Origin of the sequence: Methylobacterium sp. WSM2598, assembly GCF_000379105.1 — a bacterium.
Classification (GTDB): Bacteria; Pseudomonadota; Alphaproteobacteria; order Rhizobiales; family Beijerinckiaceae; genus Methylobacterium.
Genome location: NZ_KB900609.1, coordinates 6,266,742 through 6,288,907 on the forward strand (window position 1 = coordinate 6,266,742; position 22,166 = coordinate 6,288,907).

The following is a 22,166-nucleotide window of genomic DNA, read 5'->3' on the forward strand; positions in this document are numbered from 1 at the left end:
AAGTCCGGGGGCGAGGCGGCCGTCCCGACCGGAAACGGCCGCCTCCGGCGGGGGCGTCCTCAGCCCCCGATGTTGAAGGCCGCCAGCGCCGCCATGTTGACGAGGTCGGTGTCGGTGGCGCCGAGCGAGACGATCTGCACCGGCTTGTCGAGGCCGACGATCAGCGGGCCGAGCACCTGCGCGCCGCCGAGCTCCTGCAGCATCTTGGTCGAGATCGAGGCGGAGTGGAAGGCCGGCATCACCAGCACGTTCGCCGGCTGCTTGAGGCGGCTGAACGGGTACTGCGCCAGCACCTCCCTGTTCAGGGCCACGTCGGCGGCCATCTCGCCGTCGTACTCGAAATCGACCCGCATGCCGTCGAGGATCTTGACCGCCTCCTGCACCTTCTCGGCGCGCTCGGCCTTGGGATGGCCGAAGGTCGAGAAGGACAGGAGCGCCACCCGCGGCTCGTAGCCGAGGCGGCGCGCGACGCCGGCCGCCTCGATCGCGATCCCGGCGATCTCCTGGGCCGAGGGCATCTCGTGGATCGCCGTGTCGGCGACGAGCACGATGCGCCCGCGCGCGAGGCAGAGCGAGACGCCGATCACCCGGTGCCCGGGCTTGGGATCGATGACGTGGCGCACGTCGTCGAGCGCGACCGAGTAGTTGCGGGTGGCGCCGGTCACCATCGCGTCGGCGTCGCCGAGCGCCACCATCGAGGCCGCGAAGTGGTTGCGGTCCTGGTTGATCAGCCGCTGGCAGTCGCGGAACAGCATGCCCTTGCGCTGCATGCGCGCGTAGAGGAACTGCGCGTAGACCGTGTTGCGGTCGGATTTCGCGGCGTTGTGGATCTCGATGTGGTCGCGCCCGGCGAGATCGATGCCGGCCGCCTCGGCCTTGGCCAGCACCCGCTCCTCGCGCCCGACCAGGATGGCGGTGCCGAGCCCCTGGTTGACGAAGGAGATGGCCGCCCGGATGACGACCTCCTCCTCGCCCTCCGCGAAGACGACGCGCTTGGGGAACTTGCGCACCCGCTCGAAGATGCGGTTCAGCGTGCCGGCGACCGGGTCCCGCCGGGCCGAGAGCTGGGCCCGGTAGGCGTCCATCGAGGGGATCGGCTTGCGGGCGACGCCGGTATCCATGGCGGCCTTGGCCACCGCCGGCGGGATCGTGTGGATCAGGCGCGGGTCGAAGGGCACCGGGATGATGTAGTCGCGCCCGAAGCGCGGCCGCGCGCCCTGATAGGCCGCCGCCACCTCGTCGGGCACGTCCTCGCGGGCGAGCGCCGCCAGCGCCTGCGCGGCCGCGATCTTCATCTCCATGTTGATCGTGGTCGCGCGCACGTCGAGGGCACCCCGGAAGATGTAGGGGAAGCCCAGCACGTTGTTGACCTGGTTGGGGTAGTCGGAGCGCCCGGTCGCCATGATGGCATCGTCGCGCACCCGCGCCACCTCCTCGGCCGTGATCTCGGGGTCGGGATTGGCCATCGCGAAGATGATCGGCTGGGCCGCCATCGCGCGGATCATCTCGGGCGTGAAGGCGCCCTTGACCGAGAGGCCGAACACGATGTCGGCGCCCTCGATCGCCTCCGCGAGGCTGCGCCGGCTGGTCTCGACCGCGTGGGCCGACTTCCACTGGTTCATGCCCTCGGTGCGGCCGGCATAGACCACGCCCTTGGTGTCGCAGAGGATCACGTTGCGGTCGGAGAAGCCCATTGCCTTGAGGAGCTCGATGCAGGCGATGCCGGCCGCCCCGGCGCCGTTCACCACGAGCTTGGCCTCGCCGATGTCGCGGCCGGTGAGGTGCAGCGCGTTGATCACGCCCGCCGCCGCGATGATCGCGGTGCCGTGCTGGTCGTCGTGGAAGACCGGGATGTCCATCAACTCCCGCAGGCGCTCCTCGATGATGAAGCACTCGGGGGCCTTGATGTCTTCGAGGTTGATGCCGCCGAAGGTCGGGCCGAGGTAGCGCACGCAGTTGATCACCGCCTCGGGATCCTCGGTCCCGACCTCGAGGTCGAAGGCGTCGATGTCGGCGAAGCGCTTGAACAGGACGGCCTTGCCCTCCATGACCGGCTTCGAGGCGAGCGCCCCGCGATTGCCGAGCCCGAGGATGGCGGTGCCGTTCGAGACCACCGCCACGAGGTTGCCCTTGGCCGTGTAGTCGAAGGCGAGCGCCGGATCTTCCGCGATGGCGAGGACCGGCACGGCGACGCCGGGCGAGTAGGCCAGCGACAGGTCGCGCTGCGTCGCCATCGGCTTGGTGGCGACGACCTCCAGCTTGCCCGGGCGCCCCTGGGCGTGGAACTGCAGCGCCTCCTGATCGGTGAAGGTCGGACGCGCGCGGCGGGTGACGGGACGGGACTCGCTCATGCCGGGACCTTCTTCGCCTTTAGTCTGAGAGGGTGACTGCGGGAGATGGTCCATAGGGCCGGGCGAGGCGCGGCTCAAGGGCGGGATCGCGACCGGCGGGCGCGGCGGCCCGGCCGGCGCCGCCGCGCCCGGGCGCCGCCGGCCGCTCGGGAACTTTGCGGAAGGTCGCCCGCTTGTCAGGCGTTTGCCGGTCGAATCCGGCCGGCCCGCCCGTTTCGGAGCCCTCGAATGCCTCGTCTCGCCCTCGCCGCCGCGCTTCTCGTCGCGGGCGCACTCTGCGCCGCCGCGCAGGACGCCAAGACCCCGTCCCCCGCCGACCAGCCCCCGCCCGCGCCGGCCTCCGCCGCGCCCGCCCGCGAGCCTACGGCCGTGCCCGCCGCCCCGGCCACCCTCGACAACGCCCTGCGACCGACCTTCGTGGCCCAGCAGCCGGACGAGATGGTGGCCTCCAAGCTCATCGGCCTGTCGATCCGCAACCGCGCCGACGAGACGATCGGCTCCGTCGCCGACCTCGTCCTCGCCCCCGACCTCTCGGTGAAGTCCTACGTGGTCGGCGTCGGCGGCTTCCTGGGCATCGGCACCAAGTACGTCTCGATCGCCCGCAGCGCGGTCGAGATCAGCCGCGTCGACGACACCACCCTCAAGGCCGTGATCGACACCGACCGCGACCAGCTCCGCGCCGCCCCCGAATACGTCTACCTCGCCAAGGCCGATGCCCGAAAGGGCGAGGCCAAGCCCTGAGCCAAGACCGATGCCCGAAAGGGCGAGGCCAAGCCCTGAGCCAAGGCCGGTGCCCGGAAGGGCGAGGCCAAGACTTGAACCAAGCCCTGGCGGCCGGGCGGGGGCGGCGCGCCGCCCCCGCGGCTTGCGCCGCCCGTGCTAGCATGCTAGCAAATTGCCATGACCGGACGGAACGACGGCCGCGGCACGCCGGAAGGCCGCACCAAGCAGCAATTCAACGTGTACCTGCCGCCGGACCTCGTCCGGCGGGTCAAGTACCGCGCCCTCGACGCGCAGATGTCCCTCTCGGACCTCGTCGCGGCCGCGCTGGAATCGTACTTGCAGCGAGGAGGACGGGATGGGTGACGGGGCAGCGGACCGGTTCGGTCTGCAGGTCCCGCCGATGGTGCACGTGGCGGAGCTCGCGCCCGCCATCGGCTTCTACGAGCGGCTCGGCGGGTCCCTGGTGTATGGCAGCCGGGACGGGGATTGGGCGCTGGTGCGCTTCGGCGGCTCGCTCCTCAGCCTGCTGGCGCATCCGCCCGGTCCCGGGGCGGGAGCGGTCGAGCTGCACTTCGCCAGCGCCACTTCGCCAGCGCCACTTCGCCAGCGCGGAGCCGCTGGAGCGGCTGGAGGCGCATCTGCGGCTGCGGGCGCCCGACCGCATCGCCCGGGGCGTTGCCGACGAGGCGTTCGGCCGTATGCTGACGCTGCGCGGGCCGGACGGGCTGCGGATCAAGGTGCTCGAACTGGACCGCGGCCTGATCGCCTGAGGGGCGCGGTCCCGGGCGTCGCCGCGCCGCCCGCGCGGATGACGGGCGGCGGCACGGAGGCGGCGATGGACGGTGCGGCGCGGGTGCGGGAGGCCTTCGCGGTCCGGCCGGGGCGCGAGCGCCGGGGCGGGGGATGATGCCCCTCGACCTCTACCTCGCCTTCGTGGCCGCGAGCGTCGTCCTGGTGCTGATCCCGGGGCCGAACGTGGCGCTGATCGTGGCGAACAGCCTCGCGCACGGCGCGCGGGCCGGCCTCGCCACGGTGGCGGGGACGAGCGCCGCGATGGCGGTGCAGCTCGCGCTGACGGCGCTCGGCGCGACGACGCTCCTCGCCGCCCTGGCGGGCTGGTTCGGCTGGCTGCGCCTCCTCGGCGCGGCCTACCTGGTCTGGCTCGGCCTGCGCGCGTGGCGCGCGCCGCCCCTCGACCTCGCGGCGGCCCGCCCCGCCCCCGGCGGCGCCCGCGCGATGATCGGGCGCGGGTTCCTCGTCGCGCTGGTCAATCCGAAGACGCTGCTGTTCTACGCGGCCTTCCTGCCGCAATTCCTGACCCCGGACGGCGACGCCCCGGGCCAGCTCCTGCTCCTCTGCGCCACCTTCCTGGCCATCGCGGCCGGCCTCGACAGTCTCTGGGCCGTCCTCGCGGGGCGGTTGCGCGGGGCGCTGCGCCTGCCCGGGCGCTGGCGCAACCGCCTCTCCGGCCTCGGCCTGATCGGGGCCGGGCTCGGCCTCGCGCTCGCCCGCCGGCCCACCGGCTGAGCGGGCGGCGATCCGGCCGGACCGATCGGCACCCGGGGAGGGACCGGGCGTCATCGTCGCGTCGAGCAGCACGCTCGGTCAGTCCGACCCTCGGTCAATCTATCGAAGCAGAACCTCAGGACCGCAGACTATTTCGAGCGCGCATCAATCCTGCCTTAACGGTGGAGGGCCGATCGTGCCCTTAGAGCAGGCCGAGGGATGGATTGCCCCTCGCGGGGCTCATGGTGGGGGCGGAACGGCTGGCGATGGTGCGCTCCGGGAGAATTCGTTCCGACCGCGTGGCCGCGCTCCTCGACGCGCTCGGCGCGGAGGAGCAACGCCTCCTGCTTCAGGAGGCCGACGAGGCCCTGCGCCGCCGCATGGGCGCCGTCATCCTCCGCGGCCGCTTGGCGCGGCTGTTCGCCGAGAGCTCGCGGCGGGCCCGCGGCCGCATCGCGCGGGCGTGGCTGGCCGGGGTGGTGACGATCAGCCTGGTCACGATCGGGCTCGACATCCTGTTCAATCCCGGCCTGCTCGGCCCGTCGCTGGCGATGCGCGGCCTCGTCATCCCGACCCTCTACGGGGCGCTGATCGGGGTCTGGCGGCGCCCGCGGCCGGCCTGGATCGAGGGGCTGACCCTGCCTCTCGCGGTGGCCGCCATGATGGTGACGGCCGGCCTGCTCGGCCCGCTGACGCGGCTGGGCAGCCACGACTACCTGCTCTGCGGCCTGTTCGGCATCGCGACCGGGCTGGTGATCGTGCCGGTCCAGCTGCGCTGGACGGTGGCGGCGGCCGTCGTGGCGATCGGGATGTTCCTCGGCTTCGGGCTGGCGGGGCCGGAACCCTGGTCGCGGACCGCCGGGGTGACGCTCTACTGCGCCTGCGTGACCTACGGCATGATCGTGGCCCGGCACGCGATCAACAGCCTGCTCCAGCACGCCTTCCTGCTGCGGCTGAAGAGCGCCATCCAGGGCCGGCAGATCGCCGCCGCCAACGCGCGCCTCGCCGTGCAGGCCGACACCGACCCGCTCACCGGGCTGCTGAACCGCCGGGGCTTCGACGCGGCCGCCGCCGGGCTGTGGCGGGAGCCGGGGCGGGGCCGGCCCGTCGGCATCCTCCTCGCCGACATCGACGCGTTCAAGCGCCTGAACGACAGCGCCGGCCACGCCGCCGGCGACCGCTGCCTGGAGGCGGTCGCGGCGGCGATCCGGGCGAGCCTGCCGGAGGCGGCGCTCGTGGCGCGCTACGGCGGCGAGGAATTCGTCGCCCTGCTGGCCGACCCGGCGCCCGGCGAGCTCCTGCGCGCCGCCGAGGCGACGCGGGCCGCCGTGGCCGGGCTCGACCGGCCGCACCCGCTCGCCCCGGAGGGGATCGTCACGGTGAGCATCGGCGTCGCCGAGAGCGCCGGAGCGGTCGACCGCGACGCCCTCGACCGGCTGATCGCCGAGGCCGACCTGGCCCTCTACCGCGCCAAGGCGGAGGGCCGGAACCGGGTCAGCGCGGCCCGCCCGCCGCGACCGCCCGAGGCCGAGGCGGCGTGAGGGCGCGGCGGGCGGGACCGTGGCCACGGCCCCGGGCCGCCGACACTCTCGACGCATCGACGCAAGCCAGCGGCTTGGCGAAGGGCCGAGCCCGGAACCGGCGCTCATCGGGCATGAGCGTCGGGATCAGGCGGCGCAATCGCGGATGAGGCCGCGCAGGAAGGCCTCGCCCGCCTCGAAGGCCGCGACCGTGATGTACTCGTCGGGCTGGTGGGCTTGGTCGATCGAGCCCGGGCCGCAGACGATGGTCGGCAGGCCCTCGCGCTGGAAGCGGCCCGCCTCGGTGGCGTAGGGCACCGAGATCGTGCGGTTGCGCCCGGCGAGCCGCAGGCCCAGCCGCTCCGCGGCCGAGCCCGGATCCGGCGACAGCCCCGGCACGGAGGCGTCCCGCACCGTCTCGATGCGCCCGTAGGGCCCGAAGCGGTTCAGGCGCTCGCGCGCCACCGTCTCGGCGGCGGCCGCGAAGCGGCGCGGGACCTCGTCGAGGTCGAGGTCGGGCAGACCGCGGAACTCCCACTCGAAGGTGCAGCGCCCCGGCAGGATGTTGCGCACGGTGCCGCCGCCGATCACCCCCACATGCACCGTCGAGTAGGGCGGATCGAAGCGGCCGCTCGGGTCGCCGCGGGCGATGAGCTCGTCGGCGATCCGGTTGAGCTCGGCCACGAGTTCGGCCGCCGCCATCACCGCGTTCGCCCCGAGGGCGGGCTTCGACGAGTGGGCCTCGTGGCCCAGCACCGTGGTCACGAAGGTGGCGACGCTCTTGTGCGCGTCCGCCACTTCGAGCCCGGTCGGCTCGCCGACGATCACGGCGCCCGGGCGCGGCAGGTCGATGCCGAACCGGGCGATCGCGTCCACGACGCCGAGGCAGGTGGTCTCCTCGTCGTAGGAGAGGAGCAGGTGGATCGGCCGGGCGAGGTCGGCGGCGAGCATCTCCGGCACGAGGCCGAGGCAGAGCGCGCAGAAGCCCTTCATGTCGACGGCGCCGCGGCCGTGGAGGCGCCCCTCCGCCAGCCGCAGCCGGAAGGGGTCGCTCGTCCAGTCCTGCCCGGCGGGGGAGACCACGTCGGTGTGGCCGGAGAGCACGACGCCGCCGTCCCGCATCGGGCCGATCGTGGCGAAGAGCGCGGCCTTGTCGCCGGCGCGGTTGGGCACGCGGACGAACGGCACGCCGAGCCCCGCGAGGTACTCCTCCACGAAGGCGATCAGGGGAAGGTTCGACTTCTCGCTGCTCGTGTCGAAGGCAACGAGCCGCTCGAGCAGGGCGAGCGGCGTCAGGGTCGGGCCGGCATGGGTCATCGGGATCCGGAAGACGTGAACGAGGGCGCTGCGCAGCCTACGCGGCTCCGGGCCCCCGTCCAGCGGCGCGGCGATGCGCTCAGTGCATGACCCGGCGCACGTGCGGCACGTCGAGGGAGAAGGCCGGGATCGCCGCCTCGAAGCTCTCGCCGTCCGCCGTCGCCATCGTGTAGGTGCCCTCCATGGTGCCGTTCGGCGTCGGCAGCGGGCAGCCGCTCGTGTAGCTGAACGATTCACCCGGCCCGAGCACCGGCTGCTTGCCGACGACCCCGGCCCCGCGCACCTCCTGGAGGGCGCCCCGCCCGTCGACGATGCGCCAGTGCCGCGAGCGCAACTGCACCTTGTCACGCCCGTTATTGGTGATCTCGACCGTGTAGGCGAAGAAGTAGCGGCTCTCGTCCGGCGAGGATTCCTCCTCCACGAAACGGGGCGTGACGGTCACGCTGATGCCGCGGGTCTCGGCCTTGTACATCCGGGAGCCTCCGGGGTCGCGGCCGCCCCGAAAACCGGAGCCGCCGCCCAGCCGCGCCGTGGTACGGTCCGCCGCCACCCGCGTCAATCGGCAGCGCGGCGCGTGCGCATTCCGCCGGGACCTTCACGCATCCGAAAGGCCCGTCTACGACATTCGCCCGGAGAGGACCGGTCATGGTGGCGTTGCGCGACGGAATACAGGCGGCGGAGAGCATCGTGGGCCTGCGCGCGGCCGGGGTGATCCGCACCGAGGCGCCCTTCGCGGACGACCAGGTCCAGCCCGCGAGCCTCGACCTGCGCCTGGGGCGGAAGGCCTACCGGGTCCGCGCCAGCTTCCTGCCCGGCCGCACCCGGGACGTCGCCGCCTGCCTCGCCAAGCTCAAGCTGCACGAGATCGACCTGCGCCAGGGCGCCGTGCTGGAGACGGGCTGCGTCTACATCGCCGAATTGCAGGAGGGCCTCGCCCTGCCGCCCGACCTCGCGGCGAGCGCCAATCCCAAGAGCTCCACCGGCCGCATCGACGTCTTCACCCGGGTGATCACCGACCAGGCGCGCGAGTTCGACATGGTCGAGCCCGGCTATGCCGGGCCGCTCTTCGCCGAGATCTCGCCGCGCACCTTCCCGGTCCTGGTGCGCACCGGCTCGCGCCTGTCCCAGATCCGCTTCCGGAAGGGGTCCGTGCGCCTCGGCGACGAGGCGCTGGCGCGGCTGCACGCGCAGAGCCCGCTCGTCAGCGCGCCCGATCCCTCCTTCCAGGGCGGGGTGGCGGTGTCGGTGGACCTCGCGGGCTTCGACGGGCTGATCGGCTACAGGGCCAAGCGCCATACCGGCCTCGTCGACGTCGACCGGCCGCGCGCCTACCCGGTCGGGGAGTTCTGGGAGCCCCTGCGGGCGGACGGCTCGGGCACGCTGATCCTCGATCCCGGCCAGTTCTACATCCTGGCCTCGAAGGAATGCGTGCAGGTGCCGCCGGACTTCGCCGCCGAGATGGTGCCCTTCGACCCCCTGGTGGGCGAGTTCCGCGTCCACTACGCGGGCTTCTTCGATCCGGGCTTCGGCCATGCCGAGGCGGGCGGGGCGGGGGCGCGGGCGGTGCTGGAAGTGCGCTCCCGCGACGTGCCCTTCATGCTGGAGGACGGCCAGATCGTCGGGCGGCTGGTCTACGAGCGCATGGCCGAGCGGCCGGCCGCCCTCTACGGCGAGCAGGCCGGCTCGAACTACCAGGCCCAGGGCCTCAAACTCTCGAAGCACTTCGTGTAGGGGCGGGCCCCGTCAGGCCCGGAAGCCCTCGAACACCATCTGGTCGGCGTGGAGCCGCGCCCGCGCGACCTGCGCGGGCGTGCGCACGGTCCAGGTCATGACCGGGCGCCCGCCCAGCAGCCGGGCGAGGTGGGTGGCCGCGTTGGGCAGGTCGTCGACCCGCCAGGACAGGAAGTCCGGCCGGCTCTCGGCGAAGTGCAGGAGGTGGGCGAGGCTCGCCCGCGCCTCCGGGCTCATCCCCGCATAGGCGCCCTCCTCGGCATCGTTCTCCCGGCGGCTCTCGGCGACGATGCCGCGCGGCAGACCGGGCGCGAGGTCGGCGAGGGCCGCCACCACCGCCGGATCGAAGGATTTCAGCGCCACCGGCCCCGCATAGGCGGCCACCACCTCGGCGGTGCGGCGGGCGAGCGCGAGGTCGCCGTCGAAGCGCGACTTCACCTCGACGACGAGGGGCGTGCGCCCGGCGATCCGGGAGAGGAAGGCGGGCAGGGTCGAAACGCGCTCCGGGCCGCCCAGCAGGGAGAGCCCGGCGAGGTCGGCGGCGTCCCGCTCGCGCACCAGGCCGGGCGCGCCGCAGAGGCGCCCGAGCGCCTCGTCGTGGAACACCATCGCCTCGCCGTCCCGGCTCAGCTGGACGTCGCACTCGATCGCGTAGCCGAGGGCGATCGCCGCCTCGGCCGCCGCGAGCGAGTTCTCGGGCAGGCCGGCGGCGCGGTCGTGCAGGCCGCGATGCGCGATCGGCCGCGCGGTCAGCCAGGCGGGGGCGAGGGCCGGGGTCATCGGACTTCGAACATGCCCTCGACCTCGACCACCGCGTCGAGGGGCAGTTCGGCGACGCCGACCGTCGAGCGGGCGTGGCGCCCGCGCTCGCCGAGCACCTGCACCATCAGGTCCGAGGCGCCGTTCATCACCCCGGCGACGGCCGAGAAGCCCGGCGCCGTGTTGATGAAGCCGCCGAGGCGGATGCAGCTCACCACCGCGTCGTCGAGGTTCCCGACCGCCGCCTGGAGCTGGGCGAGCACGTTGAGGGCGCAGAAGCGGGCGGCCTCGGTGGCCGCCTCGGGGCTCACCTCGGCCCCGACCTTGCCCTTGTGGCGGGAATCGAGCTGGCCGTCCGGCCCGAAGCAGAGCTGGCCGGAGACCACCACGAGGTTGCCGGCCCGCTTGAACGGGACGTAGTTCGCCACCGGGGCGGCGGCCGGGGGCAGGACGAGGCCGAGATCCTTCAGGCGGTCGAGCGTGGCGCTCATGCGGGTCTCCCAATGTGCGTCGAATCGGTGGCGGCTGTCTCGCCCGAGGAGGGCCCTCATGGCAAGCCTGCCACAGGCAAGCGGCGGGGCGCCGCCGCCGCGCGGGCCCCGGCGTTGACAGGCCGGCCCCGATCCCTAGTATTCGCGCGCGTGCCGCCCTTCGAGGCGGCGCTTTCTTTTTGGCCGCCTTTCTGCGGGGGCGGCCGCGACGGAGACGGAATCGTGACGTCCGCCCTCTTGCCGACCTATGCCAGGGCCAAGGTATCGTTCGAACGCGGGGAGGGCGCGTGGCTCGTCGCCCGAGACGGCTCGCGATACCTCGACTTCGGCGCCGGCATCGCCGTCAACGCGCTCGGCCACGCCCACCCGCACCTCGTCGAGGCGCTGACCGAGCAGGCGCGCAAGGTCTGGCACGTCTCCAACCTGTTCGAAATCCCGGAAGGCGAGCGCCTCGCGCAGCGCCTGATCGACGCGACCTTCGCGGACGTGGTGTTCTTCTCGAATTCCGGCGCGGAGGCGAACGAGGCCGCCATCAAGATGGCGCGCAAGTACCACGCGGCGGGCGGGCACCCGGAGAGGTTCCGGATCGTCACCTTCGAGGGCGCCTTCCACGGCCGCACCCTGGCCACCATCGCGGCGGGCGGGCAGCAGAAGTACATCGAGGGCTTCGGGCCGAAGGTCGAGGGCTTCGACCAGGTGCCCTACGGCGACCTCGACGCGCTCGCGCACGCCATCACGCCCGAGACCGCCGCCCTGATGATCGAGCCGATCCAGGGCGAGGGCGGCCTGCGGGTCGTGTCGCCCGAATTCCTGCGCACCCTGCGCGGCCTCTGCGACCGGCACGGGCTCCTCCTGATCATGGACGAGGTCCAGACCGGGATGGGGCGCACCGGGAAGCTCTTCGCGCACGAATGGTCGGGCGTGACCCCCGACATCCTGTCGGCCGCCAAGGGCATCGGCGGCGGCTTCCCGATGGGCGCCTGCCTCGCGACGCGCGAGGCGGCGCGCGGCATGGTTGTGGGCAGCCACGGCACCACCTTCGGCGGCAACCCGCTCGCCATGGCGGTGGGCAACGCCGTCCTCGACGTGGTGCTGGCGCCGGGCTTCCTGGAGCAGGTGCGCCGGACCGGGCTGCTGCTCAAGCAGCGCCTCGCGGCGCTCAAGGACCGGCATCCCGGCGTGATCGCGGAGGTGCGCGGCGAGGGCCTGATGACGGGCCTGCGCTGCGTGGTCCCCAACACCGAGTTCGCCGCGGCGGCGCGGGCCGAGCACCTGCTGGTGATCCCGGCCGGCGACAACGTGGTGCGGCTCCTGCCGCCGCTGATCATCGGCGAGGCCGAGGTCGCCGAGGCGGTGAACCGCCTCGAGGCCGCGTCCTCCTCCCTCGAAGCCACGATGCGGGGAGCCGCCGAGTGATGAACGGCCCCTTCACGACCGGTCCGCGGCACTTCCTCGACCTGACGGACCTCTCCGCCGGCCAGCTGCGCGGCGTGCTCGACGCCTGCGCCGACCTGAAGAGCCGCCGCCGCAAGGGCCAGCCGCCGGCCGAGCGCCCGCTCGCCGGCAAGATCCTGGCGATGGTGTTCGACCGCCCCTCAACCCGCACCCGCGTCTCCTTCGACGTCGCCATGCGGGAACTCGGCGGCGAGACGCTGATGCTCACCGGCAAGGAGATGCAGCTCGGCCGCGGCGAGACCATCGCCGACACGGCGCGCGTCCTGTCGCGCTACGTCGACGCGATCATGATCCGCATCCTCGACCACGACATGATGCGGGAACTCGCCCGCCACGCCGAGGTCCCGGTGATCAACGGGCTGACCAAGCTCTCGCATCCCTGCCAGATCATGGCGGACGTGCTGACCTTCGAGGAGCATCGCGGGCCGATCCGGGGCCGGACCGTGGCGTGGTCGGGGGATGCCAACAACGTCCTCGCCTCCTGGGCGCATGCGGCGGCGCGCTTCGAGTTCCGCCTGCGGATCGCGACCCCGCCGGAGCTCCCGGTCAAGCCCGAACTCCTCGATTGGGCGCGGGCCGAGGGCGCCCAGGTCACCGTCACGGCCGATCCCTTCGAGGCGGCCGCCGGGGCGGACGCGGTCGTGACCGATTGCTGGGTCTCGATGGGCGACGAGGACGAGGCGCACCGCCACAACCTGCTGATGCCCTACCAGGTCAACGGGGAACTGATGCGGGCCGCCGCCAAGGACGCGGTCTTCATGCATTGCCTGCCGGCCCATCGCGGCGAGGAGGTCACCGCGGAGGTGATCGACGGGCCGCAATCGGTGGTGTTCGACGAGGCCGAGAACCGCCTCCACGCCCAGAAGGGCATCCTCGCCTGGTGCCTCGGCGCCGTGGAGGCGTGAAAAGCGGCGGGCGGCTCCCCATATCGGGTGGACAGGCCGGTCTCTCGACGCGGCGGTTCCACCCCGAGCGCTTCCCGCGACCCCGCCGTCCCCGGCGGGCGCGGAGCCGTGGAGCCGCGCCGCCGGGAGACCATCGATCCGTTCGAGCGCGCCGGCGCGGCGTCCCGCCCCCGGCCCCGGAGAGGACATGAGCTCCGACACCCCCCACGACACCGATCTCCCGGCCGAGGGCCGCGACGACGTGGTGCTGCCCTTCGCGGTCGAGCCCCTGGACGTGCGCGGCCGCATCGTGCGGCTCGGCCCTGCGGTCGACACGATCCTGCGCCGCCACGGCTATCCCGACCCGGTCGCCCGGGCGCTCGGCGAGGCGGCGGCGCTCACCGTGCTGCTGGGCGCCTCGCTCAAGTTCGAGGGCCGCTTCCAGCTCCAGACCAAGACCGACGGCGCGGTCGACATGGTGGTGGTGGATTTCGAGGCGCCCGACCGCCTGCGCGCCACCGCCCGCTTCGACGCGGAGCGCCTCGCGGCGCTGGGCGGCCGCCAGGGCACCGCGGACCTCCTCGGCCAGGGCCACCTCGCGCTCACCATCGACCAGGGCTCGGCCCAGAGCCGCTACCAGGGCGTGGTCGCCCTCGACGGCCAGGGCTTCGAGGAGGCGGCGCACCAGTATTTCCGCCAGTCCGAGCAGATCCCGACCCGGGTGCGCCTCGCGGTGGCCGAGCGGCTGGAGGAGGGGACGCGCAGCTGGCGGGCCGGCGGGCTGCTGGTGCAGTTCCTGCCGCAATCCCCCGAGCGGGCCCGCGCCGCCGACCTGCCGCCCGGCGACGTCCCGGAGGGCCACGCGCGCCTCGACGAGCGCGGGGTGCCGGAGGACGATGCCTGGGTCGAGGCGAAGTCCCTGGTGGCCACCACCGAGGACCACGAACTCGTCGACCCGACCGTGTCGAGCGAGCGCCTGCTCTACCGCCTCTTCCACGAGCGCGGCGTGCGGGTCTTCGGGGCCCAGGGCGTGCACGAGGCCTGCCGCTGCTCGCGCGAGCGGGTGATGACCATGATCCGCCGGTTCTCGGACGAGGACCGGCGCGACATGGTCGGCGAGAACGGCCGCATCGGCATCACCTGCGAGTTCTGCTCGCGCCACTACGACCTCGATCCGGCGGAGGTGGAGGCCGAGATCGCGGGCGGCGCCCGGCACTGAGGCGGACCCGATGATCCCCGGGGAGAACTCGGGCCTCGCCTGGAAGGACCGGGACCGTCTGCTAGAGTCCGGGCCGATGACGATGGACAGCGATTTCGGCCGGCGCCCGACCCGCGACGAGCCCCACGAGCCGGCGCAGGACGCCCCGCCCCCGCGCGGGCGGCGCGGCGCGCCGCCGCCCGCCGAGGCGGCGGCCTCGCCCATGATGGCGCAGTACATCGAGATCAAGTCGGCCAATCCGGGCTCGCTCCTGTTCTACCGGATGGGGGATTTCTACGAGCTGTTCTTCGAGGACGCGGAGATCGCCTCGCGGGCGCTCGGGATCGTGCTGACCCGGCGCGGCAAGCACGCGGGGGCGGACATCCCGATGTGCGGGGTGCCGATCGACCGGGCGGACGATTACCTGCAGCGGCTGATCGCGCTCGGCCACCGGGTCGCGGTCTGCGAGCAGACCGAGGACCCTGCCGAGGCGAAGAAGCGCGGCGCGAAATCGGTGGTGCGGCGCGAGGTCGTGCGCCTCGTCACCCCCGGCACGATCACCGAGGAGCGGCTGCTCGACCCGGCCCGCGCCAACCTGCTGGTGGCGCTGGCCCGGCGGCGCGCCTCCGAGACCGGCTGGACCTACGGCATCGCGGCGGTCGACATCTCGACCGGCCGCTTCACCCTCTCGGAGGTGGACGGCGCCGGGCTCGCCGCCGAACTCGCCCGGCTCGACCCCCGCGAGATCGTGGTGGCGGAGGCGATCCACGCCGATCCCGACCTCGCGCGGCTGTGGCGCGACACCTCCGCCTCGGTGACGCCCCTCGGGCGCGGCGAGGCCGACCCGGCCTCGGCCGAGCGGGCGCTCAGGGTGCAGTTCGGCGTCGCCACCCTGGACGGGTTCGGCGCCTTCGGCCGCGCCGAGGTGGCAGCGGCCGGGACCGTGCTGCACTACATCGCCCGCACGCAGCTCGGCGCCAAGGTGCCGCTCGGCCCGCCCGCGCGCCACGCCGCGGGCGGCACCCTGCTGATCGACGCGGCGACCCGGGCCAATCTCGAACTCACCCGCACGCTCTCGGGCGAGCGCGCCGGCAGCCTGCTGGCGGCCATCGACCGCACGGTCGGGGCGGCCGGCGCCCGGCTCCTCGCCGAGCGCCTCGCCAGCCCCTCGACCGACCTCGCGCTGATCCGGCGCCGCCAGGACGCGGTGGCCTTCCTGGTCGCCGAGGGCGGCCTGCGCGCCGAATTGCGCGCCGACCTCGCCCGGGCGCCCGACATGGCGCGGGCGCTGTCCCGGGTCGGGGTCGGGCGGGCGGGGCCGCGCGACCTCGCCGCCCTGCGCGACGGGCTCGACGCGGCGCGCAGCATCGCGACCCGCCTCGCCGGGGCGGGCGCGCTGCCGGCCGAGATCGGCAAGGCGGCGCGGCTCCTCGCCAGCGTCGGCGACGGGCTCGTCGAGACCCTGCAGGGGGCGCTCGCCGACGACCTGCCCCTGTCCAAGCGCGACGGCAACTTCGTGCGCGAGGGGCACTCGCCCGAACTCGACGAGGCGCGGGCGCTGCAGAGCGATTCCCGCCGCTTCGTCGCCGGGCTGCAGACCCGCTACGCCGAGGAGACCGGCTGCCGCACCCTGCGCATCAAGCACAACAACCTGCTGGGCTTTTTCATCGAGGTGCCGCAGGCGGTCGGCGAGACCCTGCTCAAGGATCCCTGGCGCGGCACCTTCGTGCACCGCCAGACCATGGTCGACGCGATGCGCTTCACCAGCGTGGAGCTCGGGGAGCTGGAATCGCGGATCGCCAACGCGGCGGGCCGGGGGCTGGCCCTGGAACTCGCGGCCTTCGAGGCGCTCGCGGCCGCCGTGATGGGGCGGGCGGAGGCGATCACCGCCGCGGCGACCGCGCTCGCGGCGCTGGACGTGGCGGCCTCGCAGGCGGAGCTCGCGGTCGAACTCGACTGGGTCCGGCCCGTCCTCGACGAGAGCCTGACCTTCCGGGTCGAGGGCGCCCGCCACCCGGTGGTGGAGGCGGCCCTGCGCCAGGCGGGCGAACCCTTCATCGCCAATTCCTGCGATCTGTCGGGAGAGAGGGCCGGCGGCGGCCGCGAGGCCGGCCCCGGCCGCGAGGCCGGCTCCGGCCGCGAGGCCGGCAGGATCCTGGTCGTCACCGGCCCGAACATGGGCGGCAAATCGACCTTCCTGCGCCAGAACGCGCTGATCGCGGTGCTGGCCCAGATGGGGGCCTTCGTGCCGGCGCGCGCGGCCCATCTCGGGCTGGTGGACCGGCTGTTCTCGCGGGTCGGCGCGGCCGACGACCTCGCGCGGGGCCACTCGACCTTCATGGTCGAGATGGTGGAGACCGCCGCGATCCTGAATCAGGCGACGCGGCGCTCCCTCGTGGTTCTCGACGAGATCGGGCGCGGCACCGCGACCTTCGACGGGCTGTCGATCGCCTGGGCCTGCCTGGAGCACCTGCACGAGGTGACGGGCTGCCGGGCGCTGTTCGCGACCCATTTCCACGAGCTCACGGGCCTCGCCAAGCGCCTGGAGCGGCTGTCGAACGCGACCCTCAAGGTCACCGAGTGGGAGGGCGACGTGGTCTTCCTGCACGAGGTGGTGCCGGGTGCCGCGGACCGCTCCTACGGCCTGCAGGTGGCGCGGCTCGCGGGGCTGCCGGCCTCGGTGATCGCCCGCGCCAAGGTCATCCTGGCCGACCTGGAGAAGGGGGAGGGTGGGCGCGGGCGGCGGCCCCCGGCCGAGCTGCCGCTGTTTTCCGCGCTGCCGCCGGCACCGCCCGCGCCGCCCCCTGCCCCGAAGGCCGATCCCCTGCGCGACCTCCTCGACAGCCTGGATCCGGACGGGCTCACCCCGCGCGAGGCGCTCGACGCCCTCTACCGGCTGAAGGCGGCGCGGAAGGCGTGATCCGGCATCCGCCTGATCCGTTCGGACATGCGCCGCGCTTGGGCACGATCTCGGCCTCCGGCGTCTTGTTTCGATGTGCGCGGGGTGGGCGTCGGACGGAGAGCTGGCAATCGGTCCGGCATGGCATCCGGCCAGGGCCGGCCACGATTTCGGCTGCGCTGATCGGATCGCCAGAACATAGTCTTTAAATTGGATTGATCCCTTCGGGATGACGGATGTGGGCGTCGCTCAAGCGCCGCGCGGGCGATGCGCTTCGAACCCGCGCGGCGATCCAGGGTCAGCTATCCGCCGTCCGGCAGCACGATCCGGGCCCGCGTACCCCCCGGCGTCGCGTCCCAGGTGAGCGTGCCGCGCAGCTGGCGCACCAGCATGGCGACGAGGCTGAGCCCGAAACCCTCCCGCCCGTCGCCCTCGGGCGAGAAGCCGATCCCGTCATCGGCGACCTCCAGCACCAGCCCGTCCGCCTCGCGGGCGGCGCGGATCCGCACCCGGCCGGGCCGGCCGTCCGGGAAGGCGTGGCGGGCGGCGTTGCTCGCCAGTTCGTGCAGGAGGAGCCCGACCGGCACGGCCTGGACGGCGGGGACCAGCACCGGCGCGACCTCCGCGGCGACCGTCACGCGGTCCCGCTCGACGCCCGCCGCGACCTCGCCCGCCAGTTCCTCGGCGAGGGCCCCGAGGTCGAGGCGGCGGTCCTCGTCCGGGCCGGCGAGGTGGCGCTGCACCGCGGCCAGGGCGCCGATCCGCTCCGCCATCCGGTCGAGGACGGCCCGCGAGGCGGCGTCCGGCGCCCGGCGGGCGCGCAGCAGCACCAGCGAGGCGACGACCTGCAGGGTGTTCTTGGCCCGGTGGTCGAGTTCGTGCAGCAGGGCGGTGCGCCGCTCCAGGGCCGCCTCGAGATCGGCGAGCCGCTCGGCCGGGACCGGGGCGGCGAGTTCGCTCACCACCGCGAAGGCGTGGCGCGCCCCCGCCGCGTTCCGCACCGGGCTCACCGCCACCGACAGGCGCAGCCGCGCGCCGTCCTTGCGCAGGCCCTCCACCTCCGCCCGCGCACGCACGCCGCGCGTCGCCGCCGAGCGCAGCCGCGCCGCGGCGAGCCGCCCGGTGCCCGGGCCGCGCAGCAGCCCGCAGCCGCGCCCCAGCAGCTCGTCGGGCGCGTAGCCGGTCAGCTGGCAGAAGGCCTCGTTCACGAAGGCGATCGGGTGGCCGGGCGTCGTCGCCTCGACGAGCGCCATCGGCACGCCGCTCGCGCGGATCGCAGCCGCGAACGCGTCGTCGAGCCCGGGCGCCTCGGCCCCGGGCCGCTTCTCCGCACCCCTGGTCGATCGTCGGGCCGCCCCGGCCATCGCCTCGCTCCGCCCGCGCTGCCCGGCGCCGCGGCGCCCCGCCATCCGGAGCGGGCCGCCTCCGGAAACACGACTGTTCCATGAGCGAACCACCCGGACAACCTTCGGTTCCAGGGCCAAGCGGCCTCTTCCCAACGGTTTTTCGCCAACGGTTTTTCGCCGACGGCCTCTCGGGCCGGATGGTCCCGCCGCCCCCGGTCCGCGTTAACGGCGCAGCAACCATCATGCAGCCTCACTCCTCTGGCGGAGTGCGGCGCGAAGGCTGAGGACGAGGTTGCGATGACCACCGGCTGGCTCGAGGGCACCCGCCAGACCCTGCGCGACGTCGTGCGCGACCGCCGCATGGCCCTGATGCTGCTCCTCGGCTTCGGGGCGGGGCTGCCGATCCTGCTCGTCTTCGCGACCCTGTCGGCGTGGCTGCGCAGCACCGGGATCGAGCGCTCCAGCATCGGCCTGCTCAGCTACGTCTCGCTCGCCTACACCCTGAAATTCCTGTGGGCGCCGGTCATCGACCGCTTCGACCTGCCGGTCCTGGCGCGGCTGCTCGGGCGGCGGCGGGGCTGGATGCTGGCCGCGCAGCTCGCCGTGGCGGGCGCGCTCCTCGCGATGAGCCAGGGCGATCCCACGCGCTCCCTCGGCTACATGGTGGTCTGCGCCCTGACCATCGCCTTCGCGTCGGCGACGCAGGACATCGTGGTCGACGGCTGGCGGATCGATTCGGCGCCGCCCGAGCGCCAGGGCATGATGCTCGCCGCCTACCAGCTCGGCTACAGCCTCGCGCGGATCTGCGCGGGGGCGGGCGCGCTCTACCTCGCCGACGCGTTCGGCTGGAAGCCGGCCTACGGCACCATGGCGCTCCTGATGCTGATCGCGATCGCCGGCTGCCTCGCCGCGCCGAAGGTCCAGGCGGCCGACCCGCCCGCCGGGCGCGGCTGGCGCGCGGCGCTGCGCGAGGCGGTGGTCGAGCCCTTCTCCGACCTCGCCGCCCGCAAGGGCGCGGGGCTCGCCCTGATCCTGCTCCTGATCACCCTCTACCGCCTGCCCGACATCGTGTCGGGGATCATGGCCAACCCGCTCTACATCGACATGAAGTACTCGCTCAGCGAGATCGCCACGGTGTCGAAGGTCTACGGCGTGTGGATCGGCATCGCCGGGGCCTTCGCGGGCGGGATCGCGGTGAGCCGGCTCGGGCTCCTCAACGCGCTCCTGATCGGGGGGATCGCGGCGGCGAGTTCGAACCTGATGTATGCCTGGGTGGCGGTGGCCGGGCACAACCTGCCGCTCCTCATCGGCAGCATCAGCGTCGAGAACTTCGCGGGCGCCTTCGCGGGCACGGCGCTGATCGCCTACATGTCGAGCCTGACCTCGCCGGCCTTCGCGGCGACGCAGTACGCGCTGCTCTCCTCGCTCTACGCGCTGCCGGGCAAGTGGGTGGGCGGCCTCTCGGGCTTCGCCGTCGACGCCGTCGGCTACCCGACCTTCTTCATCCTCACCTCGGCGACCGGCATCCCGGTCGTGGCCCTGTGCCTCGCGCTCCGCTTCCTGCCCGAGGAGCCGTCCGCCGCACCCGAGGCGGATCTCGGGGGCGGGGGCGTCACCTTGCGCGCCTGAGCGGGCGTGAGCGGGCGTGAGCGGGCGTGAGCGAAGCCGACATCCGCATGGCGACGCAAGCCGTCGGATGTCGGATCAGACCGACCACGGGCCGAAGCTGCCGTCATCGGCGGGGGCGGGCGGCTCGGGCGGCACCGGCCGCGACCGGCGGCTCTCGTCGATGGCCACGAAGGTGAAGAGGGCCTGCGTGACCTTGGTCGTCTCCTCGCTCTCGCGGGCGCGGCGCCACGCCTCGATCTGGATGCGGATCGAGGAGCGGCCCACCGCGACGATGCGGGCGTAGAGGCTGACCTCGTCGCCCACCAGGACCGGCTGCAGGAAGGTCATGCCCTCGACCGCGATGGTGGCGCAGCGCCCCCGCGCCCGGCGGGCCGCCACGTTGCCGGCGGCGAGGTCCATCTGGGCCATCAGCCAGCCGTCGAAGATGTCTCCGGCCGGGTTGGTGTCCGCCGGCATGGCGATGGTGCGGATGACCGGGGCGCCCCAATCGGGCACGCTGGCGGGCGGGTCGGTGGCCATGGGGACCGCGTCTCTCGGCTGCGTGAGGAGCCCCTTCGTAACCGACCTCGGCCGCGAGGGCGACCGCCCCGGCGTCCGAGGGGGGTGCGGGGCGGCCGTCGGGCCCTTGCGGAACCGGCCCCGGCATCGCCAGCTTTCATCCGTCCTGGTCCCATCCCGAGGTTCGCGCCGTGACCGAGATCGTCGCCGTCGAGACCGCCCCGCTGCCGGCCCCCCCTCCCGCGCCCGAACCGCTCAGCGACGCGGACCGCGCGGCGCTGCGGGCGGCGGTGGCGGTGCTGGAGCGTCCGAGCTTCGCGGCCCGGCTCTCGGCCATGGCGGGCGCCCCCCTCGACATGCTGGGCCGGGCCCTGCCCGAGGCGGTGACCGAGACCATCACGCAGGCCACCGAGGGCGCCATGCGGGGCGCGCTGAGGGTGGCGGTCGCGACCCTGCCGCGGGCGGGGGAGGCGCAGGCCGTGGTGCCGGCCGAGGCGGCCGAGCGGCCCTCCCTGCGCAGCCGCGCCCTCGACCTGCTGGAGCGCTACCCGCCGGGGGATTTCGGCCACAAGGCGCTGGCGGCGGTGTCGGGCGCGGTCGGCGGCGCCTTCGGGCTGGCGACGATCCCCGTGGAGCTGCCGCTCACCACGACCCTGATGCTGCGCTCCATCGCGGAGATCGCCCAGCGCGAGGGCGAGGACCTGCGCGAGCCCGAGGCGGCGCTGGCCTGCCTGCAGGTCTTCGCGCTCGGCGGCCGCGGCGGACCGGAGCCGAGCCCCACCGACAGCGGCTACTTCGCGGTGCGCGGCATGCTGGCCAAGACGATGTCGGAGGTGGCGCGCTACGCGGCGGGCCGCGGGCTCCTCGACGAGAGCGCCCCGGCGGTGATGCGCTTCGTGGCGCAGGTCGCCGCACGCTTCGGCCTCGTCGTGTCGCAGAAGGCCGCCGCCCAGGCGGTGCCGGTGGTGGGCGCCCTCGGCGGCGCGGCGGTGAACGCGGCCTTCATGGACCATTTCCAGGCCATCGCCCGGGCCCACTTCACCGTGCGGCGGCTGGAGCGGCGCTACGGCAAGGAGCGGGTGCGGGAGGCCTACGAGGCGGAGCGGGCGGCGCTGGCGGGGTGAGGCGGGCCGCGCGCCGCCGCGCCGTCACCCGTCGAGCTCCGGATAGCGGCGGAAGATCCCGTCCTCGTTGAACGGCACCCGGCGGTCGCTCGCCCGGTAGGCGGCGATCCGCGGGCGCTCGCCCACGGCCCGGTGCAGGGCCGCCAGCTTGGGCGCGCCGGCGAGCCCCCGCGCGGCGGCCTGCGGGAAGGCGTAGAGCAGGCCCTCGACCAGCTGGAACAGCGAGAGGTCGGCGTAGCTGAGCCGCTCGCCCACCAGCTGCGCGGGGCCCCGCGGGTTGCGGGCGAGCACCTGCTCGAAGAAGCCGAGATAGGCCGGCAGGCGCGCCTCGCGGAAGATCCGGGCGGCGCGCGCGGCCTCGGGCTTCTGGTCCTCGTAGAACAGGCTGCTGGCGATCGGGTGATGGGTGTCGTGCACCTCGCTCACCGCGTCCGCCACGGTCAGCTGCAGCTGGTGGGTGCGGATCCGCTCGGCCTCACCCTCGCCGACGAGGCCGAGGCGCGGGCCGAGATAGAGCAGGATCGCGGCGGTCTGGCCGATCATCAGGTCGCCGTCGCGCAGGATCGGGCAGGCGAAGGAGGGGCGCGGCCCGTCCTCCGCCAGGAGGTCGTGCAGCGCGCCGAAGCCCCGCGTCCGGGCGACGTCGCGGTAGGCGGCCCCCGCCTCCTCCAGGGCGAGGCGCACGAACTCGCCCCGGCCCTGAATGCCCGGCCAGTAGAACAGCTCGTAGGCCAC

At 74.0% G+C, this 22,166-nt stretch carries 20 protein-coding genes; 12 read left to right on the forward strand and 8 right to left on the reverse strand.

The window, feature by feature from the left end; all coding sequences use genetic code 11:
- Window positions 1-59: 59 nt before the first annotated feature.
- Window positions 60-2,351 carry an NADP-dependent malic enzyme gene (locus MET2598_RS0129220; RefSeq protein WP_012336178.1) on the reverse strand — a complete coding sequence of 764 codons (2,292 nt, stop codon included), beginning with the start codon at window positions 2,349-2,351 and terminating at the stop codon, window positions 60-62.
- A 228-nt stretch (window positions 2,352-2,579) separates the two neighbouring features.
- Between MET2598_RS0129220 and MET2598_RS0129225 the strand changes: the two genes are divergently transcribed.
- The 5 genes from MET2598_RS0129225 to MET2598_RS0129245 all read left to right on the forward strand — a co-directional run bounded on the left by MET2598_RS0129225 (window position 2,580) and on the right by MET2598_RS0129245 (window position 6,121).
- The gene (locus MET2598_RS0129225; RefSeq protein ID WP_012336177.1) at window positions 2,580-3,092 is read left to right on the forward strand and encodes a PRC-barrel domain-containing protein; all 513 of its coding nucleotides are present in this window, start codon (window positions 2,580-2,582) and stop codon (window positions 3,090-3,092) included.
- A 159-nt stretch (window positions 3,093-3,251) separates the two neighbouring features.
- On the forward strand, window positions 3,252-3,437 hold the full coding sequence (locus MET2598_RS0129230; protein WP_018263259.1) for a ribbon-helix-helix protein, CopG family: 186 nt from the start codon (window positions 3,252-3,254) through the stop codon (window positions 3,435-3,437).
- A gap of 104 nt (window positions 3,438-3,541) precedes the next feature.
- On the forward strand, window positions 3,542-3,844 hold the full coding sequence (locus tag MET2598_RS0129235) for a hypothetical protein (protein ID WP_018263260.1): 303 nt from the start codon (window positions 3,542-3,544) through the stop codon (window positions 3,842-3,844).
- A 133-nt stretch (window positions 3,845-3,977) separates the two neighbouring features.
- Window positions 3,978-4,601: a LysE family translocator gene (locus MET2598_RS0129240; protein ID WP_018263261.1), complete on the forward strand. Its 624-nt coding sequence runs from the start codon at window positions 3,978-3,980 to the stop codon at window positions 4,599-4,601.
- Between the two features lie 245 nt (window positions 4,602-4,846).
- Window positions 4,847-6,121, forward strand: coding sequence for a GGDEF domain-containing protein (locus tag MET2598_RS0129245; protein WP_236728834.1), 1,275 nt, complete (start codon window positions 4,847-4,849; stop codon window positions 6,119-6,121).
- Between the two features lie 126 nt (window positions 6,122-6,247).
- Here the strand turns inward: MET2598_RS0129245 and argE are convergent, their stop codons facing one another.
- Both argE and apaG read right to left on the reverse strand, forming a co-directional pair.
- A complete protein-coding gene (argE, locus tag MET2598_RS0129250; protein ID WP_012336174.1) occupies window positions 6,248-7,417 on the reverse strand; it encodes an acetylornithine deacetylase in 1,170 nt (389 codons plus the stop codon).
- Between the two features lie 79 nt (window positions 7,418-7,496).
- A complete protein-coding gene (apaG, locus tag MET2598_RS0129255) occupies window positions 7,497-7,889 on the reverse strand; it encodes a Co2+/Mg2+ efflux protein ApaG (RefSeq protein ID WP_012336173.1) in 393 nt (130 codons plus the stop codon).
- A 173-nt stretch (window positions 7,890-8,062) separates the two neighbouring features.
- Here apaG and MET2598_RS0129260 point away from each other — a divergent pair, with 173 nt between their 5' ends.
- Entirely contained in the window at window positions 8,063-9,148 is a 1,086-nt protein-coding gene (locus tag MET2598_RS0129260; RefSeq protein WP_012336172.1) for a 2'-deoxycytidine 5'-triphosphate deaminase, read from the forward strand.
- Between the two features lie 12 nt (window positions 9,149-9,160).
- Here MET2598_RS0129260 and MET2598_RS0129265 read toward each other — a convergent pair whose 3' ends face one another.
- Both MET2598_RS0129265 and MET2598_RS0129270 read right to left on the reverse strand, forming a co-directional pair.
- Window positions 9,161-9,928 (reverse strand): glycerophosphodiester phosphodiesterase family protein, encoded by a 768-nt coding sequence (locus tag MET2598_RS0129265; RefSeq protein WP_018263263.1) that lies wholly within the window; start codon window positions 9,926-9,928, stop codon window positions 9,161-9,163.
- Window positions 9,925-10,398 carry a RidA family protein gene (locus tag MET2598_RS0129270; RefSeq protein WP_018263264.1) on the reverse strand — a complete coding sequence of 158 codons (474 nt, stop codon included), beginning with the start codon at window positions 10,396-10,398 and terminating at the stop codon, window positions 9,925-9,927. Before MET2598_RS0129270 ends, MET2598_RS0129265 begins: the two co-directional genes overlap by 4 nt.
- 222 nt (window positions 10,399-10,620) lie before the next feature.
- Between MET2598_RS0129270 and MET2598_RS0129275 the strand changes: the two genes are divergently transcribed.
- From MET2598_RS0129275 to mutS, 4 genes are all read left to right on the forward strand, one after another.
- The gene (locus tag MET2598_RS0129275; RefSeq protein WP_012336169.1) at window positions 10,621-11,814 is read left to right on the forward strand and encodes an aspartate aminotransferase family protein; all 1,194 of its coding nucleotides are present in this window, start codon (window positions 10,621-10,623) and stop codon (window positions 11,812-11,814) included.
- Window positions 11,814-12,758, forward strand: a complete 945-nt coding sequence (gene argF, locus MET2598_RS0129280) for an ornithine carbamoyltransferase (protein ID WP_012336168.1) — start codon at window positions 11,814-11,816, stop codon at window positions 12,756-12,758. The genes MET2598_RS0129275 and argF overlap by 1 nt, the downstream gene beginning before the upstream one ends.
- 187 nt (window positions 12,759-12,945) lie before the next feature.
- On the forward strand, window positions 12,946-13,956 hold the full coding sequence (locus tag MET2598_RS0129285; protein WP_012336167.1) for an Hsp33 family molecular chaperone: 1,011 nt from the start codon (window positions 12,946-12,948) through the stop codon (window positions 13,954-13,956).
- Window positions 13,957-13,966: 10 nt separating this feature from the next.
- A complete protein-coding gene (gene mutS / locus MET2598_RS0129290) occupies window positions 13,967-16,855 on the forward strand; it encodes a DNA mismatch repair protein MutS (RefSeq protein ID WP_018263265.1) in 2,889 nt (962 codons plus the stop codon).
- A 281-nt stretch (window positions 16,856-17,136) separates the two neighbouring features.
- Here the strand turns inward: mutS and MET2598_RS0129295 are convergent, their stop codons facing one another.
- Complete coding sequence (locus MET2598_RS0129295; protein WP_236728835.1) at window positions 17,137-18,198, reverse strand: sensor histidine kinase; 1,062 nt, start codon at window positions 18,196-18,198, stop codon at window positions 17,137-17,139.
- Between the two features lie 279 nt (window positions 18,199-18,477).
- Between MET2598_RS0129295 and MET2598_RS0129300 the strand changes: the two genes are divergently transcribed.
- The gene (locus MET2598_RS0129300; RefSeq protein WP_018263267.1) at window positions 18,478-19,809 is read left to right on the forward strand and encodes an AmpG family muropeptide MFS transporter; all 1,332 of its coding nucleotides are present in this window, start codon (window positions 18,478-18,480) and stop codon (window positions 19,807-19,809) included.
- A gap of 75 nt (window positions 19,810-19,884) precedes the next feature.
- Here MET2598_RS0129300 and MET2598_RS0129305 read toward each other — a convergent pair whose 3' ends face one another.
- A complete protein-coding gene (locus tag MET2598_RS0129305) occupies window positions 19,885-20,328 on the reverse strand; it encodes an acyl-CoA thioesterase (protein WP_018263268.1) in 444 nt (147 codons plus the stop codon).
- A 170-nt stretch (window positions 20,329-20,498) separates the two neighbouring features.
- Here MET2598_RS0129305 and MET2598_RS0129310 point away from each other — a divergent pair, with 170 nt between their 5' ends.
- Window positions 20,499-21,431, forward strand: a complete 933-nt coding sequence (locus MET2598_RS0129310; protein WP_012336162.1) for an EcsC family protein — start codon at window positions 20,499-20,501, stop codon at window positions 21,429-21,431.
- Between the two features lie 24 nt (window positions 21,432-21,455).
- On the opposite strand, the gene MET2598_RS0129315 is transcribed toward MET2598_RS0129310, so the two are convergent.
- On the reverse strand, window positions 21,456-22,166 hold the full coding sequence (locus MET2598_RS0129315) for a glutathione S-transferase (RefSeq protein ID WP_018263269.1): 711 nt from the start codon (window positions 22,164-22,166) through the stop codon (window positions 21,456-21,458).

Coding starts and splice junctions, on each gene's coding strand:
- MET2598_RS0129220 (WP_012336178.1), bottom strand. CDS start 2,351: ATGAGCGAGTCCCGTCCCGTCACCCGCCGCGCGCGTCCGACCTTCACC.
- MET2598_RS0129225 (WP_012336177.1), top strand. CDS start 2,580: ATGCCTCGTCTCGCCCTCGCCGCCGCGCTTCTCGTCGCGGGCGCACTC.
- MET2598_RS0129230 (WP_018263259.1), top strand. CDS start 3,252: ATGACCGGACGGAACGACGGCCGCGGCACGCCGGAAGGCCGCACCAAG.
- MET2598_RS0129235 (WP_018263260.1), top strand. CDS start 3,542: ATGGCAGCCGGGACGGGGATTGGGCGCTGGTGCGCTTCGGCGGCTCGC.
- MET2598_RS0129240 (WP_018263261.1), top strand. CDS start 3,978: ATGATGCCCCTCGACCTCTACCTCGCCTTCGTGGCCGCGAGCGTCGTC.
- MET2598_RS0129245 (WP_236728834.1), top strand. CDS start 4,847: ATGGTGCGCTCCGGGAGAATTCGTTCCGACCGCGTGGCCGCGCTCCTC.
- argE (WP_012336174.1), bottom strand. CDS start 7,417: ATGACCCATGCCGGCCCGACCCTGACGCCGCTCGCCCTGCTCGAGCGG.
- apaG (WP_012336173.1), bottom strand. CDS start 7,889: ATGTACAAGGCCGAGACCCGCGGCATCAGCGTGACCGTCACGCCCCGT.
- MET2598_RS0129260 (WP_012336172.1), top strand. CDS start 8,063: ATGGTGGCGTTGCGCGACGGAATACAGGCGGCGGAGAGCATCGTGGGC.
- MET2598_RS0129265 (WP_018263263.1), bottom strand. CDS start 9,928: ATGACCCCGGCCCTCGCCCCCGCCTGGCTGACCGCGCGGCCGATCGCG.
- MET2598_RS0129270 (WP_018263264.1), bottom strand. CDS start 10,398: ATGAGCGCCACGCTCGACCGCCTGAAGGATCTCGGCCTCGTCCTGCCC.
- argF (WP_012336168.1), top strand. CDS start 11,814: ATGAACGGCCCCTTCACGACCGGTCCGCGGCACTTCCTCGACCTGACG.
- MET2598_RS0129285 (WP_012336167.1), top strand. CDS start 12,946: ATGAGCTCCGACACCCCCCACGACACCGATCTCCCGGCCGAGGGCCGC.
- mutS (WP_018263265.1), top strand. CDS start 13,967: ATGATCCCCGGGGAGAACTCGGGCCTCGCCTGGAAGGACCGGGACCGT.
- MET2598_RS0129295 (WP_236728835.1), bottom strand. CDS start 18,198: ATGGCCGGGGCGGCCCGACGATCGACCAGGGGTGCGGAGAAGCGGCCC.
- MET2598_RS0129300 (WP_018263267.1), top strand. CDS start 18,478: ATGACCACCGGCTGGCTCGAGGGCACCCGCCAGACCCTGCGCGACGTC.
- MET2598_RS0129305 (WP_018263268.1), bottom strand. CDS start 20,328: ATGGCCACCGACCCGCCCGCCAGCGTGCCCGATTGGGGCGCCCCGGTC.